We start from the raw sequence: 15,256 nt of genomic DNA on the forward strand, positions 1-15,256 counted from the left end.
AGCAGCCTCACACCATATGTTCGACGATTTCAACCTGCGAGGGCTTCGAACCCACTTCGCACGGCAGAACCTTTTGCGCGCGGCCATCGCGCATCACCATAACGCGGTGGCTCAGACCGAGAATCTCTTCGAGCGTGTCGCCCGTCAGCACGACGGCCACGCCTTCAGCCGTCAACTCGCGAATCAGTTGATAGACCTCTTCTTTCGCACCGACGTCGAGGCCCCGGGTCGGATGGTCGAGCACGAGAATCCGGCTACCGGCAAAGCGCCACTTCGCCAGCACGACCTTCTGCTGGTTACCCCCCGAAAGATTGCGGCATGACGCATCCGGACCCGGTGTCTTGATGCGCAGACGCTGGATCCACTCGTTGGCGATCTTGCGCTCATTGCCTTTGCGCACCACGCCGCCCCGGCTCACGGCACTCAGTCGCGGCAACGTAAGGTTTTGCGCGACGCTCATCTGCGTTACAAGCCCTTCCACCTTGCGCTCGCGCGGCACGTAGCCGACACCCAGGGCAACCGCATGATTCGCCTGTGGCTTGAGCAGCGTGCCGCCAATCCGCACTTCGCCGGAATCGAGCTTTTCCAGACCGGCGATCACGCGGCACAGTTCTTCACGTCCCGAACCCACCACGCCCGCCACCCCGAATACCTCACCCTGGCGCACGTCAAACGACACGTCGTTCAACGCATGCCCGAGCGAAGCATGTGAAACCGACAGCGCTACCTCATCGCGACACGGCGTTTGCAGATTCTCGCGGTAGTACTCGCCGTGCATCGAACGGCCAACCATCAGTTCATGAAGCTGCTTGACGGAGGCATCGACCGAAGCCATCTCCGCCACCACTTTGCCGTCTTTCATGACGTACACGCGGTCGCTCAGCGAAAGCAGTTCGTCGAGGCGATGCGAGACGAACACAAACGAGGCGCGCGACTTGAGTTCTCGCACCAGCCTGAACAGAATCTCGATCTCGGCGGCTTCCAGAACAGACGTCGGCTCGTCGAGCAGAATGATCGGTGTGCCGCCGGTGCGGCTCGCCAGCGACAGCGCACGCGCCAGTTCCACCATCTGCCGTTGCCCGAATGAAAGGTCCTCGCAAACTGTCAACGGATCGATGTCGAGATGCACCGTAGCGAGTTCAGTCTGCGCGGCACGTTTGAGTTTCGACCAGTTCATGCGGCCGAACGTCGTGAAGTTTTCCTCACGCCCTAGAAACAGGTTCTCGGCAATCGTCAGGTTAGGCAGGATCGACTGCTCCTGATACACCATCGCAATGCCTTTCGCAGTGGCGTCGCGTGGATTGCGAATCACGAGAGGTTGCCCGGAGAGCGTGATTTCACCGGCGTCCTGGTGGTAGGCGCCGGTCAACAGTTTCATTAGCGTCGACTTGCCCGCGCCGTTCTCGCCAATCAGACCGACGATTTCATTGGGCCGGACTTCGACCGATACGTCATCCAGAGCAAGCACACCTGGGAAGCGTTTCGTGATGTTCTTGAGTTTCAGCATGTCGAATCTCCCAGGCTTACTTGACGATGCGTCGGTGCGAGCGATTGAGCGCAAGCGTGACTGCAACGATAATCAGGACGCCCTGAATACCCTGCTGCACATAAGGCGGCACGCCGAGTAGCACCATGCCGTTGCCGAGCACCACCACGATCAACGTACCAATGAGCGTGTTCAACGGGCTGCCGTTGCCGCCTGCGAGCGAGGTCCCTCCCACCACGATGGCCGTGATCGCAACAAACAACTGGCCGTCAGCGATGAGCGCGTGACCCTGCCCATATTGCGCGACGGCAAGAATGCCGGCCACCCCATAAAATGCGCCCGCCAGCGCAAAGATCGCAATCCGCACGCGCCGCACCCGCACTCCGTTCAGACGCGCGAGATCCTCGCCGCCGCCGATTGCCAGCGTGTGACGTCCGAGCAACGTATGCCGGTAGATAAACCACGCGGCTACGAGCGCGAGCACGGCTACCCACACCGACAGCGGCAAGCCCACGTAACGCGTGATGGCAATCGAACGCAGCGCCGTATCGCTTACGCGGATCGTGTTGCCCGACAGCCATGCCGTGCCGATTCCGGTTGCCACAAAGCCGACTGCGAGCGTGGCGATGAAAGAAGGAATGCGCAGGAACACGTGCAGCATGCCGTTGGCGAACCCCAGCACCGTGCCGGCAGCGATCGCGACGGCCAGCACCCACAAGCCGTAGTGATTGTCGTTGTACGAGTTCTCGACCAGCATCGACACCGTGATCGCGGAGACCGCGATAATGCCTTCCGCCGACAGGTCGATACTGCCGAGTTGGATCACGAAGGTGCCGCCGAGCGCGATGGTCAGCGGAATCGCGGCAGAAATCGCGATTCGCGCCAGATTCATCGGATCGAAGAAATCGTGATTGAACACGCCAATGCAAAGGCCGAGCGCCAGCAAGACCAGCAGCGGCGCGAAACGCTGCAGCAGGGAATGCATCGACATGAATCCGATCCCGGTTGTTGTTGTGCTTACGGCCTGCCGGGTAGGCGCTGCGGTTAGTTTGTTCATCGATACACCACGGGGCCCGCGACGCGGGCGTATAGATTGTTCCAGTCGGCGTTAGGCGCTGATTCGTGCGCGATCACTGTCTGCACGTTCGACCTGGTCACGAGGGTTGCCTTGCAGAACGATTCGCGCTGATCCTTGGGCAGTGACGCGACCTGCAGCTTTTTCTGCTGCGCCTGAAGACCCATCGAGAGACCGATGCCGCCGAGCCAGTACGGGTCCCAGTCGACTGTCGTCACGAGTTCGCCCACCTTGATCGCGGCGAGTCCCGGCTGCGTGCCGTCCATGCCGGAAACCGGCAGTTGTCCCGCGAGCCCTTCTGCGCGCAGCGCTTCGATCGCGCCCAAAGCCATATCGTCGTTCGCGGCCCACACACCCTTGATCTTCGAATTGAAGCGAGTCATCCATGCCTGCATGATCGGGAAGGCCTTCTGCGAATCCCAGTCCGCCACCTGGAAGTCCAGCAACTGGATATCGGGGAATTTCTTCAGCGCCGCCATCAGACCCGCCTTGCGCTCGATGGCAGGCACGTTGCTGAAAATGCCGCCAATTGCCACAACGCCCCCCTTGCCGCCCATTGCCTTGAACAACTCAGTCGCGGTCGATTCGCCGTATGCCACGCCATCGAATGACATGTGTGCGACGTAGTTCGGGTTGAAATCCCACGGATGCAGGTCCTTGGGTTTATTCCAGATCGTCGTGACGTAAGCGCCGGCTTTCGAGCAGGCTTCGACGATCACACGCGCGTCGGCCGAGTCGTTGGGGTCGACATTCAGCACCAGGTTGCCACCCGTTTTCTGCAGCAGCGCGCGGATATCCGCGATGCCTTTTTCCGAGCTGCCTTCCGTTGTCAGCGGCACGTACGGCAGACCGACGCTCTTTGCGAAAGCCTGCGCGCCCTTGTTGAACGCGGTGTAATACGGATTGGTCAGCGAGCGGAACGAACAGGCGAGTGTGGTCTGCCCCGCGCCGAACGAAAGGCCTGCCATGCCGCTGCCCGCGACGGCAAATGCCGCGCCTGCGCCGAGCTTGATAAAGTCGCGACGCGATACGCCTGTGTGTTGATCCTGTTTCGACATGATGTCTCCTCCGAGCCCAAAAAGACCCTTTGTGTCAGGGATGTTTATAAATAACCGGATATTTACTGATTTCAAGAAGGAGCCACTTTATCCGGGTGCTCCTTTTCAAACCTCGTCGTCTTTCGTCAGATTGCGGCCACCGCGGCCTCGCGCGCCACACGGCCTGAGGCGCTGGCAAGCCGACCCACCACGGGCGCCGGCGTTGCCGCCAGACCGCGAATCAGATCGGCGGCCTTTTCCGCGATCATCAGCGTGGGCGCGTTCGTGTTCGAACTTACGATCCGCGGCATTACCGACGAATCCGCGACTCTCAGTCCTTCGATGCCGTGCACTCGCAATTGCGGATCGACGACGGCAAATTCGTCGATGCCCATCTTGCAGGTGCCGACCGGGTGATAGCCGGTGCGTCCGTACTGCTGCGCGTAGGTTTCGTATTCGGCCTGCGTGCGTACGTTCCCGCCAGGGAAGTGCTCACTCTTGATGTACTTGCCGAGCGCCTTCTGACTCATGATTTCGCGACTCTGACGGATCCCTTCGACGGCCACCTTCAGATCATGAGGGTCGCGAATATAAGCAGGATCGATCACCGGTGCATCGGCAGGATCGGCACTATGCAACGTGACGCTGCCGCGGCTGCGCGGCCGGAGAAAATAGGAGTTGAGCGTACAGCCCGAACCCGACGGCACCGGCGGCACACCGGCCTCGACGCCGGCGCCAGGCAAGAAGTGAAACTGCAAGTCGGGCGTGAGCACGCTACTGTCGGAATACCAGAAGGCGCCTCCTTCGGCGATATTGGACGTGACCGGCCCTTTGTTAAAGAGTTTGTACTCGAGGCCTGCCAGCAACATCATGTGTTTCTTCGAATACTTGTCCAGACTGTACGCACCGTTCAACTCGTAGACGATGTCGATATCGAAGTGATCCTGCAAGTTCTGCCCGACACCGCTTAGCGCATGCACAGGCTTCACGCCGGCGCGTTCCAGATCTTGCGGGCGCCCAATGCCGGAGAGCATCAGCAGCTTCGGCGAACCAATCGCCCCAGCGGTCACGATGACTTCGCGTTCAGCACGCGCAATGATCACGTTCGAGCGATCGTCCCCGGGTGCAAATTCAACGCCGATTGCGCGGCCGTTTTCGATGATCACACGCGACACGAGGCAACCGGTTCGCACCGTGAGATTGGGCCGCGTGCGAGCATCGCGCAGATAGCCGACCGCCGCGCTGCAGCGCTTGCCGTTGCGCTGCGTGACCTGATAGACGCCTACGCCTTCCTGCTGCGCGCCGTTGAAGTCGCTGTTATGTGGCATGCCGGCTTCCTGCCCCGCCAGCACAAAAGCCTTAGTCAATTCGTTGACGCTGATGAGATCAGACACACCGAGCGGGCCACCGACACCGTGATACTCGTTGCACAGGCGTTCGTTGTCTTCCATGCGGCGCAAGTACGGCAGCACGCCATCGCGAAAGCCCCAACCCGTGCAACCATCGCGCTCCCAGCCGTCATAGTCCGACGGCTGCCCACGTGTGTAGACCATGGCATTGATCGAACCGCCGCCTCCGAGCACGCGGCCCTGCGCGAATGGAATCTGCCGCCCTTGTGTTTCGGCCGCCGCAGCCGTGCGATAACCCCAGGTCAAAGGGCCACCCGTCATCTTGAAGAAGCCAACCGGCATGTGGATATACGGATCCGTATCGGCAGGTCCGGCTTCGAGAAGCAGCACCCGATTGCCCGCATCCTCGCTCAGACGAGCCGCCAGCGCACAACCCGCCGCGCCGCCACCTACGATCACATAGTCATACATTGCTGTCTCCGATACTGTGTTCTGCAGTCACACTGCGCGTGACTGGGCAATTCCTGAGGCGCTGACGGCTCCTGGTGGCCGCCTGATTCGAACCAGACCACACAAGACCACGTTAGGCAATCCAGCGCGGCCGGTTGCCCAACTGGACATGAACCGACTTCAGTTCGGTGTATTCCTCGACGCCGTAACGCCCCGTCTCGCGGCCAATGCCCGATTGCTTGACACCGCCGATCGGCATTTCCGGGCCGCCGGTGATGGTGCAGTTGACCCAGATCCGACCGGCCTGTACATCGCGGAAGCTCTTGATCGCGCCCTGCAGATCGCGTGTCCAGATGCTGGCCGCGAGACCGTACGGCACGCCGTTCGCAATCTGGATCGCCTGTTCGAAGGTGTCGAATGGCGTGACCGACAGCACGGGTCCGAAAATTTCTTCCTGCGCCAGCGCGCTATGCGGTTCGACGTTGCGGAACATGGTGGGCTGGATGAAGAAGCGCTCGCCATCCTGGCTCGACGTGCCGCCATGCACCAGTTGTGCGCCGTCGCGACTGCCTGCTTCGATGAAACTGCAAATCTTGTCGAACTGACGCGCTTCAACGATGGCGCCAACGTGGTTCGACGCGTCGAGCGGATCGCCCACCCGCACCTTCTCGAGCACACTCTTGACCCGCGCGACCAGTTCATCTTCCACCGATCGATGCACGACAAGGCGGCTGCCCGACACACAGCATTGGCCCGCGTTGAAGCAGATGCCGAACGCGATGGCGTCAGCGGCATCGGCGAGATCGGCGTCCGCGAACACGATCTGCGGATTCTTGCCGCCCAGTTCGAGCCCGACCTTCTTCATGTTGCCGCCCGCTGCCGTCAGCACCGAACGGCCCACTGGTGTGGAACCCGTGAACGACACCATGTCGACATCCATGTGCTCCGCGAGTGCCTGACCTACCTTCGAGCCAAGCCCAGTCACCACGTTCACGACGCCGTCCGGCAAGCCGGCCTCCGTCAGAAGCGCGGCGAGCTTGAGCGTCGTGGTCGAGGTGAGTTCGGCGGGTTTGACGACCACGGTACATCCCGCCGCCAGCACAAACGGCAGGCGCTCTGACAGAATGAAGAATGGGAAATTCCATGGCGTGACGATGCCCACCACGCCGACGGGCTGGCGCACGACAAGACCAAACATATCGCTGCCGAGGGTGTCGTGCGAATCGCCGTGCGCGACCCGCGCAAGACCCGCCGCGTACTCCCAGATGCCCGCCGCGGCGTTGATCTCGCCGCGCGACTGGCCTATTGGCTTGCCGCTTTCCAGCGTTTCCAGGTACGCGAGCGTCTCCACGTTGTCCCGGATAAGACCCGCGGTTTTGAGCAGCACCGTTGCACGCTGCTCACCGGACAGACGCGACCAGCGCCCGTCATCGAACGCCCGGCGCGCCGCAGCCACTGCCAGATTCAGATCGTCGACAGATGCGCGCGCCGTGGACGTCACCGGCACGCCGTGGCCCGGACTCTTGCGCGTCACGAATTCGCCAGCGACTCCGGCGTAGTCCTTGCCGTCGATGAACATCGGCGTGCGCAGAGGTTCAGACGGAAGACGAAGCGTTGCCGCCAGTTCATTCAGATTGCTCATTCCAGTCTCCAGAGTTTTGCTTTCACACGGGCACGGAAAGCGCATCGTGCGTGCGGAAAATCGTGTGGGTGGTCCGGTGTACCGCCCATTTTTGCGCCCATTCTGCACCACCCGGTTACTTCCTGACAATGCCTTTTTGGTCTATAGTCGCTGACACAACGCGGCCGCGAATGACGCCGTTCTCACTGACTCTCTTTGCAGCGACCACCGACCATGACTCTTGTGACCACGCCTCCCGCCCGGGCATCCAAAACCGCCAGAAAGGGCGCCACCCAGCCGCCGAGGCAGCGGGATCCCGAGGTGACCCGGGCGCGTATTCTCGAAGCGGCGAAAATGGAGTTCGCGAAACTCGGTCTTGCCGGCGCACGCGTGGAAGCCATCGCGACACGCTCGAAGGCCAACAAGCGGATGATCTATCACTACTTCGGGAGCAAGGAGGAGTTGTTCGTTGCTGTGCTCGAGGACGCCTATGCCGACATCCGCACCGCCGAACTGAAGCTCAATCTCGATCATCTTTCGCCCGAAGATGCGATCGTCGCGCTCGCCACGCATACGTGGAATTACTACCTGAAGAACCCCGAGTTCATGACACTCGTCAACAGCGAGAACCTGCACAAGGCGCGCCATCTGAAGAAGTCCGAACGATTCAAGGAACTGCACCATGATTTCATCTCGATGTTGCAACGCATACTCGACCGTGGCGTCGAAGCGGGTGTATTCCGCAGCGGCGTCGACGCCCGGCAACTGCACATTACGATGGCAGCGATCGGTTACTACTACCTGACCAATCGCCACACAAGCGGCCTGATCTTCGACATAGACTTCATGAGCAAGGAGGCGTTGAAAACCCGGCTCGACTTCAACATCGAAACCGTTCTCAGGCTCGTGCGCGCCTGAGTGGTCGCTTGCGGAGCGCCGGGCAACGGCGCTCCCGATTGCGTGGGCGTTCATCAGGCCGGCTGCTCGCGACGCTTGTCCGCCGTGCCCTTACCGCGCGCGAGCAATGCGTCGTCGACAATCGGGCGAAAGCCCATCCGCGCGAGCACGTCCTGCTCGACATCGACACCTTCCGCCACCTCGATCAGCCGAACACCGTTGTCTTCGAGCCTGAACACTGCGCGCTCGGTGACGTACAGCACCTCCTGCTTTGCGATACGCGCCTGCACGCCGCTGAACGTGATGTGCTGCACGCGTTCGACGAGCTTCGGCACACTGCCCGGCGACGCAATATTCAGACGCTCGCCCACCTGCTCGACCTGCAGGCCCTTTGCTTCGAAACTGCCGCAGAAGACGATCTTGCGCGCGCCTTGGGTGATGTCGATAAAGCCGCCTGGTCCTACCACCGTCGAGCCGAGTTTCGAGACATTGATATTCCCCTCCCCATCCATTTCGCCCATGCCGAGAAACGAGATGTCGACTCCGCCCCCGCTGTAGAAATCGAATTGATCGACGCTTGAGAGGATCGCTTCCGCGTTGCGCGCAGAGCCGAACATCGGACCGTCGACCATCGCGCCGTTATGGATACCCTGCTCGACCGTTCCCCAGAAGGTGCCGAGTCGTCCCTGCTGCGCCAGCAAACCCGGAATACCGCCGGGGATGCCGAAACCGAAATTCGCCGAATGCCCTTCGTGCAGCTCCTGCGCGGCGCGTGCCGCAATGATGCGACGAATACCCGTGGGCACTTCATAGAAGCCATCGGCAATGGTTCCAAGCGTTTCGCCACTTAGCGTGGCGTCGTAGTCGGCGATCGCACACTGCGGCGCCGCAGGCGTCTCGACGAGCGTGTCAACGAGAACGCCAGGTATGCGCACCAGTCGCGCGGGCACATAGCCTGCCGGCTCGCGCTCCTTGACCTGCACAATCACGTGGCCGCCACTGTTGTGAGCAGCAAGAGCCGCTGCGTACGTGTCGAGGTCAACGGGCTCGCGACGCAACGTGACATTGCCGGCCCCATCCGCGGACGAACCGCGGACGATCGCGAAATCGACTTTGAACGGCTTGTAGCGCAAGTACTCGCGCCCATCGAGTTCGATCAGTTCGACAAGGTCTTCGGTAGCGCGCGCATTGATCTTGCCGCCGTCGATGCGCGGATCGACGAACGTGCGCAGGCCGACGTGCGTGACGAGCCCCGGCCGGCCTGCGCCAATCTCGCGCAGCAAGGTGGAGATTGCACCCGCTGGGAAGCTATACGCTTCGAACGCATTCTCCTTCGCCATTTGCTGCATGGCCGGCGACCAGCTCCAGTGCCCGCCGATGACGCGCCGCACCATACCCGGGTGCGCGAAGCGCCCAAGACCGCTGCCCTTCCCGTCGCCAATTCCAAGGGCGTGAACGACCGTAAGATCGCGCGGATGCCCGGTCTCGAGGAATCGCTGCTCCAGTTTCGCGAGCACGGCGTCCGGCTCAAGCATTCCTCCGCCGTTGCTGGCCAGCGCAATGGTGGCTCCATCGAAGATTTGCTCAACCGCATCTTCGGCTTGCATCCAGTTTTTCAAACTACCCTCCAATCAAATCGGCCACAAAGCTCGTTGACATCGGTCATTCGTTGGTTTTAAATAACCATCCAGATGGTTACTTGATGCCAATGTTGGCACAGGAAATCACGTAATTCAAGCGGCGATGCGCGAGGCTCGGGTTTACCTTCACTAGCGCAAACCAGGCATAAAACAGGTACCGATCATGAGGACGGAGACAGCATGAAACTCTCAGAAACGCATCAGCAGATTCGTGAAACCACCCGCCGCTTTGCAGAGGAGGTGATTCGCCCAGTTGCCGAGGAACTGGATCGCGAGGAACGCTTCCCAGCGGAGATCTACGCCCAGATGGGCGAGTTAGGCCTGTTCGGCATCACCGTGCCGGAGGAATTTGGCGGAGCCGGACTCGACGTCACTGCTTACGCGCTCGTGATGGAGGAGCTGTCGCGCGGCTACGCTTCGGTCGCGGACCAATGCGGGCTCCTTGAACTGGTCGGCACGCTTCTTTCAGCACACGGCACCGACGAGCAACGCGCGGCCTACATGGAGCCGCTCTTGCGCGCAAAACTACGGCCGGCCTATTGCATTACTGAAGCCGACGCAGGCACCGACGTCTCAGGCATCCGCACCACCGCGACCCGCACAGCCGAGGGTTGGGAACTGAATGGCGCCAAGCTCTGGATTCATAACGCGCCGGTTGCGGACGTCGCATTCGTGCTCGCCCGGACCGACCCCGCGGCTGGCAAACGCGGTATGAGTATCTTCATCGTGGACTGCTCGTTGGCCGGGGTATCGAAAGGTCCCAAAGAGCACAAGATGGGGCAGCGCGCGTCGCAGGTCGGCGAACTGAATTTCGACCGGGTAAAGTTGCCTCGCGATGCGTTGCTCGGCACCGAAGGCCGCGGCTTTCACATGATGATGAGCGCGCTCGACAAAGGCCGCGTGGGCATCGCCTCGCTTGCCGTGGGCATCGCGCAGGCGGGGCTTGAAGCGGCACTCGAATACTCACAAACCCGCAAGCAGTTCGGCAGCCATATCGCCGAATTGCAAGGCATTCAATGGATGCTCGCCGATATGGCGAAGGACATTCAGGCCGCGCGCCTGCTCGTCCTCGACGCTGCGGAACGACTCGAGTCGGGCGATCGCCCCAGCATTGCCTGCTCAATGGCCAAGTGCTTTGCCGGCGATACCGCCGTTAAGCACAGCGCTAACGCCGTGCAGATTTTCGGCGGCAGCGGCTACATTCGCGGCTACGAAGTCGAACGCCTGTATCGGGACGCCAAGATCACGCAGATCTACGAAGGCACGAACCAGATCCAGCGCACGATCATTGCGCGCGATCTGATCGCCAACGGGGCCTCATTATGAGCGCGCGCCCAATCGCCCTTGTCACAGGTAGCCGGCGCGGCATCGGCCGCGCGATCGCGATCGAACTTGGTCGCGCCGGTTTCGACATCGCACTGACCGATGCGGTGGCGTCGGACGAACTCGACGATGCCGTTCGCGAGGTTCAGCAAACCGACGCACGCGCGATCGCAACGCTCTCCGACCTCGCCGACATCGATTCGCATCCGGCCACGTTATCCGCAATCGAAGCCTCGCTCGGCGGCCAGATCGATTGCCTTGTGAACAACGCGGGAGTTTCCGTGATGTCACGCGGTGACCTACTCGATGTCACCGCGGAAAGCTTCGACCGCTGTATCGCGGTGAATACGCGCGGCACGTTCTTTCTCATGCAGGCATTCGCGAAGCACTGCCTCGCGCGCTCGAACGCGCCCGTTGCACCGCACCCGTCGATCATCACGATCACGTCGTCTAACGCAATCGCGGCGTCGCCCTTGCGCAGCGAATATTGCGTATCCAAGGCTGGGCTTTCGATGGCCAACACCCTCTTCTCGCTACGGCTCGCTGAACACGGCATCAGCGTCTATGAAGTGCAGCCCGGTTTGATTGAAACCGAAATGACCGCACCGTCCCGCGCACGCTACGACACGCAGATCGAACAGGGACTGACCGCCATCAAACGCTGGGGCACGCCGCAGGAAGTGGCAATCACTGTGCGCACGCTTGCCACCGGCGGCCTCCCCTACAGCGTCGGCCAGGCGATCCGTATCGACGGCGGCCTGCTCGTCACCAAATACTGAGTCTCCCTATGAACCTCTCGATCAAACTTCCGACTGCGTCCGGCGCACTGGAAACCTATTCCGTACAGGGCACACCACTTGGAGTGCGACCGCCTGCACGCGAATTCAACCGCATCGCGTACTCCGCCGCCCACGTGGTGGCCGATCCGCTGCGCGCGGGCGAACTGAACGCCGAGCCCGCCATCGACTGGGACCGCACTATCGCTTACCGGCGCTATCTCCTTGAACAGGGGTTGGGCATCGCAGAAGCCATGGACACAGCGCAGCGCGGTATGGGTTTGCCGTGGAGCACGGCACTCGAACTGATCACACGCAGCATCGAAGGCACGCGCGATATTGCCGGGGCAGCCATCGCGTCGGGCTGCGGCACTGACCACATCACGCCCGCTTCGGTGACGAACTGCGATCAGGTGATTCGCGCGTATGCGGAGCAACTCGAAGCCGTGCAACGCGTAGGCGGACGCGTGATCCTGATGGCGAGCCGCGCGCTTGCGAAAGTAGCACGCTCACCGGACGATTATCGGCGCGTCTATCGCGAGGTGCTCGCCATGTGCGACCAGCCGGTGATTCTGCATTGGCTCGGCGCCATGTTCGACCCTGAACTCGCGGGCTACTGGGGCGCAAGCGATTTTCCGGCTGCAGCCGAAGTTTGCCTCGATATCATCGAGGCCAATTCGGCCAAAGTGGATGGCATCAAGATCTCATTGCTCGACGAGCAGAAGGAGATCACGTTCCGCCGACGTCTACCGCAAAGTGTGAAGATGTACACAGGCGACGACTTCAACTATCCCGCGCTGATCGCCGGCGACGGCACGCATTTCTCGCATGCGCTTCTCGGCATTTTCGACGCCATTGCGCCGGCCGCGTCTCAGGCACTGACGGCCCTCTGCGCGGGCGACGTCGAGACCTTCAACCGATTGCTAGGGCCGACGGTGCCGCTTTCGCGCCACATTTTTCGCGCGCCGACGCAGTACTACAAGACGGGCGTGGTGTTCCTCGCGTACCTGAACGGCTTCCAGGACCACTTCTTCATGCCGGGCGGTCACCATGGTATGCGGCCGCCAGCTTACCTGGCGGATGTGTTCCGCCTCGCCGACCAGGCCGGCCTGTTGCGCGACCCGGGCGATGCAATCACTCGCATCCGGAGGGCCATGGCGCCACTCGGATGCACAGGCTGATCATGGCCCGATCTGGGGGACCTGTACGGCACATGGTGTTTTGCCGGTTCCGTAACGAAGTGACACCGGCATGCCGCCTTGCGTTCTTCGAGCAGATCCGGCGACTGACGGAAGTACCCGGCATTGCCTTCACCAACTTTCAGAGCGGGCCCAACGTATCGCCGGAAGGCTATGGCATGGCGTTTTCTGACGGCTTCATGATGGATTTCGCGAGCCGCGACGACTGTTTTGCCTACCTGGCGCATCCAACGCATCAAGCCATTGGGGCACGTCTTCTTGAAGCACTTGAAGACGGTGCGCAAGGTCTGCTCGTCTTCGATATCGATCTGGAAACCCATGAGAAACCTTCACGGAAGACTCGACCTGTGCTCCATCAATACCGCAACGCTGGGCCATCGGGAGCCACTCAGTCGCACGATTGATCGCATTGCCAAAGCGGGCTTTGGTGGGATAGCGCCGTGGCGCCGCGAGGTCGAGGAAGGCAATGTCGCGCAGCTTGCGCGGCAGATCAGAGCGCTCGATCTGACCGTGACCGGCTATTGCCGTTCGACCTATTTGCCGGCAGCGACGCCCGCCGAATTTAACGCCAATGTCGAGGCAAACCGGGCCGCATTGCGCGATGCGGCAATACTCGGGGCGCGTTGCTTCGTGATGGTGGTCGGTGGCCTCGTACCAGGTAGCCGCGATCTGGAAGGTGCGCGGACCCAGGTGGTGGACGGCATTTCGATGCTGATGGACACGGCACGCGAGTGCGGCGTACCGCTCGCACTCGAGCCTCTTCACCCTATGTACGCAGCCAATCGTGCCGTAGTCAACACCATCGCACAGGCAGTGAATATTTGTGAAACCGTAGATCCAGACCGGTCAGGGCTTATCGGCGTTGCAGTCGATGTTTACCACTGCTGGTGGGACCCGCAACTGACGGCGTCGATCGCAGCGGCCGGGCAAGCGGGACGCATTCTGGCGTATCACGTGTGCGACTGGTTGCACGAAACTAAAGACATGCTGCTGGATCGCGGAATGATGGGCGATGGGGTCGTCGATCTACCGTCGGTGCGTTCGTGCGTCGAACGCGCCGGATACGAAGGTCTGGTGGAAACCGAAATTTTTTCGGCGCAAAACTGGTGGCAACGCGAGCCCGGCGAAGTACTCGCCATCTGCAGTGAACGTCTGCAGACAGTTTGTTGACCGCGCTGCGTTAAACGACACGAACACACGGAGACAAAAATGACTGAAAAAATTCGCTGGGGCGTACTGGGCGCCGCAAAGATTGCCGACAACTTTGTCGTGCCGGCTATCCAACGCTCGTCCAACGGCCAGGTGATCACCGTCGCCAGCCGCGATCGTGACCGCGCCCAGATTTTCGCGACCAGGCATGGCATCGACCGTGTATTGACCAGTTACGACGAGGTCATCGCGAGCAAAGACGTCGACGCAATCTATATCCCGCTGCCAACGGCCAGTCACGTCGAATGGTGCAAGAAAGCCCTGCTCGGTGGCAAACACGTGCTGTGCGAGAAGCCGATTGCAATGAATGCCAACCAGGTGCTTGAGCTGATCGCCTTGCGTGACAAAACCGGCCTTGTATGCGGCGAAGCATTCATGGTGGCGCATCACCCTCAATGGGCTTTTGTTCGCGACAGCCTCGCTCAGGGAATGCTTGGCGAACTCACGCTGATCGAAGGCTCCTTCACCTACTTCAACGACGATCCCAACGCACTCAAGAACAATCTTGCACTCGGGGGCGGGGGTGTGCGCGATATCGGCGTCTACCCGGTCGTAACCACGCGTCTTGTGACAGGACTTGAACCGGTTCGCATCCAGGCAGAGGTTTTGCTCGATGCCCGTTTCGGCACAGACCGGTTCGCGCGATGCACGGCCGCGTTCCCAGGATTCTCGATGACGTTCTACTGCGGCACGCAACTGTCGCGCCGGCAGCACATGATCTTTCACGGAACCAAAGGCTGGTTAAGCGTTGACGCACCGTTCAATCCGGGCACATATGGCCCGGCGCAAATTCGCCTTCGCTCCGATGAAACAGCTCAAACACGCACCATTGAGTTCGGTGAGGTCGATCAATATCAGTTGATGGTTGAAGACTTTGCGAGCACGGTGCTCGGACAGAAAGCGAATCTGGCTTTCACCCTGGAAAATTCACTCGGCAATCAGCGGGTCATCGATCAGATACTTTCCTGAGCAGAAATCGCCAGCAGCGCTGCAAGCGCGCGTCGCCGCCCTCACGGCGCGCTACCGCTGTTCGCGCTCACGGCCTTCTGCGGACTCGCCATCACATACACGTCCGTGCGCTTTGACAGGTTGTAGTCGGCCATCGTCGGTCGTCACGGCGCCGAGCGCGGTCAGCGGCGCCGGGAGCTCCGCCAGCGAATCCCGCGTCATCGTCAGGTCTGTCTAAAGCCCCCT

The 15,256-nt window shown here is 61.1% G+C and carries 13 protein-coding genes; 7 read left to right on the forward strand and 6 right to left on the reverse strand.

What is annotated here, in order from left to right:
* Positions 1–7: 7 nt before the first annotated feature.
* The 5 genes from AC57B6_RS35065 to AC57B6_RS35085 all read right to left on the reverse strand — a co-directional run bounded on the left by AC57B6_RS35065 (position 8) and on the right by AC57B6_RS35085 (position 7,039).
* Positions 8–1,507 carry a sugar ABC transporter ATP-binding protein gene (locus AC57B6_RS35065; RefSeq protein ID WP_252889091.1) on the reverse strand — a complete coding sequence of 500 codons (1,500 nt, stop codon included), beginning with the start codon at positions 1,505–1,507 and terminating at the stop codon, positions 8–10.
* Positions 1,508–1,523: 16 nt separating this feature from the next.
* A complete protein-coding gene (locus tag AC57B6_RS35070; protein ID WP_252889090.1) occupies positions 1,524–2,477 on the reverse strand; it encodes an ABC transporter permease in 954 nt (317 codons plus the stop codon).
* 62 nt (positions 2,478–2,539) lie between these two features.
* On the reverse strand, positions 2,540–3,619 hold the full coding sequence (locus AC57B6_RS35075; RefSeq protein WP_252889089.1) for a sugar ABC transporter substrate-binding protein: 1,080 nt from the start codon (positions 3,617–3,619) through the stop codon (positions 2,540–2,542).
* 125 nt (positions 3,620–3,744) lie between these two features.
* A complete protein-coding gene (locus AC57B6_RS35080; RefSeq protein ID WP_252889088.1) occupies positions 3,745–5,418 on the reverse strand; it encodes a GMC family oxidoreductase in 1,674 nt (557 codons plus the stop codon).
* A 112-nt stretch (positions 5,419–5,530) separates the two neighbouring features.
* Positions 5,531–7,039, reverse strand: coding sequence for an aldehyde dehydrogenase family protein (locus AC57B6_RS35085; protein ID WP_252889087.1), 1,509 nt, complete (start codon positions 7,037–7,039; stop codon positions 5,531–5,533).
* Between the two features lie 213 nt (positions 7,040–7,252).
* On the opposite strand from AC57B6_RS35085, the gene AC57B6_RS35090 reads away from it, so the two are divergent.
* Entirely contained in the window at positions 7,253–7,936 is a 684-nt protein-coding gene (locus AC57B6_RS35090) for a TetR/AcrR family transcriptional regulator (RefSeq protein ID WP_153136036.1), read from the forward strand.
* A gap of 53 nt (positions 7,937–7,989) precedes the next feature.
* Here the strand turns inward: AC57B6_RS35090 and AC57B6_RS35095 are convergent, their stop codons facing one another.
* On the reverse strand, positions 7,990–9,522 hold the full coding sequence (locus tag AC57B6_RS35095; protein WP_252889304.1) for a CoA-transferase: 1,533 nt from the start codon (positions 9,520–9,522) through the stop codon (positions 7,990–7,992).
* Between the two features lie 213 nt (positions 9,523–9,735).
* Between AC57B6_RS35095 and AC57B6_RS35100 the strand changes: the two genes are divergently transcribed.
* The 6 genes from AC57B6_RS35100 to AC57B6_RS35125 are packed head-to-tail and all read left to right on the forward strand — an operon-like array spanning position 9,736 to position 15,031.
* Positions 9,736–10,881 carry an acyl-CoA dehydrogenase family protein gene (locus AC57B6_RS35100; protein WP_496423050.1) on the forward strand — a complete coding sequence of 382 codons (1,146 nt, stop codon included), beginning with the start codon at positions 9,736–9,738 and terminating at the stop codon, positions 10,879–10,881.
* A complete protein-coding gene (locus AC57B6_RS35105) occupies positions 10,878–11,657 on the forward strand; it encodes a 3-ketoacyl-ACP reductase (RefSeq protein WP_252889085.1) in 780 nt (259 codons plus the stop codon). Before AC57B6_RS35100 ends, AC57B6_RS35105 begins: the two co-directional genes overlap by 4 nt.
* Before the next feature lie 8 nt (positions 11,658–11,665).
* Positions 11,666–12,835: a DUF993 family protein gene (locus tag AC57B6_RS35110; RefSeq protein ID WP_491564625.1), complete on the forward strand. Its 1,170-nt coding sequence runs from the start codon at positions 11,666–11,668 to the stop codon at positions 12,833–12,835.
* Positions 12,823–13,257: a Dabb family protein gene (locus AC57B6_RS35115; protein WP_474633510.1), complete on the forward strand. Its 435-nt coding sequence runs from the start codon at positions 12,823–12,825 to the stop codon at positions 13,255–13,257. Before AC57B6_RS35110 ends, AC57B6_RS35115 begins: the two co-directional genes overlap by 13 nt.
* Positions 13,172–14,023 (forward strand): sugar phosphate isomerase/epimerase family protein, encoded by an 852-nt coding sequence (locus AC57B6_RS35120; RefSeq protein ID WP_474633509.1) that lies wholly within the window; start codon positions 13,172–13,174, stop codon positions 14,021–14,023. The genes AC57B6_RS35115 and AC57B6_RS35120 overlap by 86 nt, the downstream gene beginning before the upstream one ends.
* A 39-nt stretch (positions 14,024–14,062) precedes the next feature.
* A complete protein-coding gene (locus AC57B6_RS35125) occupies positions 14,063–15,031 on the forward strand; it encodes a Gfo/Idh/MocA family protein (RefSeq protein WP_474633508.1) in 969 nt (322 codons plus the stop codon).
* Positions 15,032–15,256: the final 225 nt, after the last annotated feature.

It is taken from the genome of Paraburkholderia sp. BGA-UO-ETr-F12 (assembly GCF_059567945.1).

Bases quoted from the DNA above. Each gene is read 5' to 3' on its own strand.
- AC57B6_RS35065 (WP_252889091.1), bottom strand. From the start codon at position 1,507: ATGCTGAAACTCAAGAACATCACGAAACGCTTCCCAGGTGTGCTTGCT.
- AC57B6_RS35070 (WP_252889090.1), bottom strand. From the start codon at position 2,477: ATGTCGATGCATTCCCTGCTGCAGCGTTTCGCGCCGCTGCTGGTCTTG.
- AC57B6_RS35075 (WP_252889089.1), bottom strand. From the start codon at position 3,619: ATGTCGAAACAGGATCAACACACAGGCGTATCGCGTCGCGACTTTATC.
- AC57B6_RS35080 (WP_252889088.1), bottom strand. From the start codon at position 5,418: ATGTATGACTATGTGATCGTAGGTGGCGGCGCGGCGGGTTGTGCGCTG.
- AC57B6_RS35085 (WP_252889087.1), bottom strand. From the start codon at position 7,039: ATGAGCAATCTGAATGAACTGGCGGCAACGCTTCGTCTTCCGTCTGAA.
- AC57B6_RS35090 (WP_153136036.1), top strand. From the start codon at position 7,253: ATGACTCTTGTGACCACGCCTCCCGCCCGGGCATCCAAAACCGCCAGA.
- AC57B6_RS35095 (WP_252889304.1), bottom strand. From the start codon at position 9,522: ATGCAAGCCGAAGATGCGGTTGAGCAAATCTTCGATGGAGCCACCATT.
- AC57B6_RS35100 (WP_496423050.1), top strand. From the start codon at position 9,736: ATGAAACTCTCAGAAACGCATCAGCAGATTCGTGAAACCACCCGCCGC.
- AC57B6_RS35105 (WP_252889085.1), top strand. From the start codon at position 10,878: ATGAGCGCGCGCCCAATCGCCCTTGTCACAGGTAGCCGGCGCGGCATC.
- AC57B6_RS35110 (WP_491564625.1), top strand. From the start codon at position 11,666: ATGAACCTCTCGATCAAACTTCCGACTGCGTCCGGCGCACTGGAAACC.
- AC57B6_RS35115 (WP_474633510.1), top strand. From the start codon at position 12,823: ATGCACAGGCTGATCATGGCCCGATCTGGGGGACCTGTACGGCACATG.
- AC57B6_RS35120 (WP_474633509.1), top strand. From the start codon at position 13,172: ATGAGAAACCTTCACGGAAGACTCGACCTGTGCTCCATCAATACCGCA.
- AC57B6_RS35125 (WP_474633508.1), top strand. From the start codon at position 14,063: ATGACTGAAAAAATTCGCTGGGGCGTACTGGGCGCCGCAAAGATTGCC.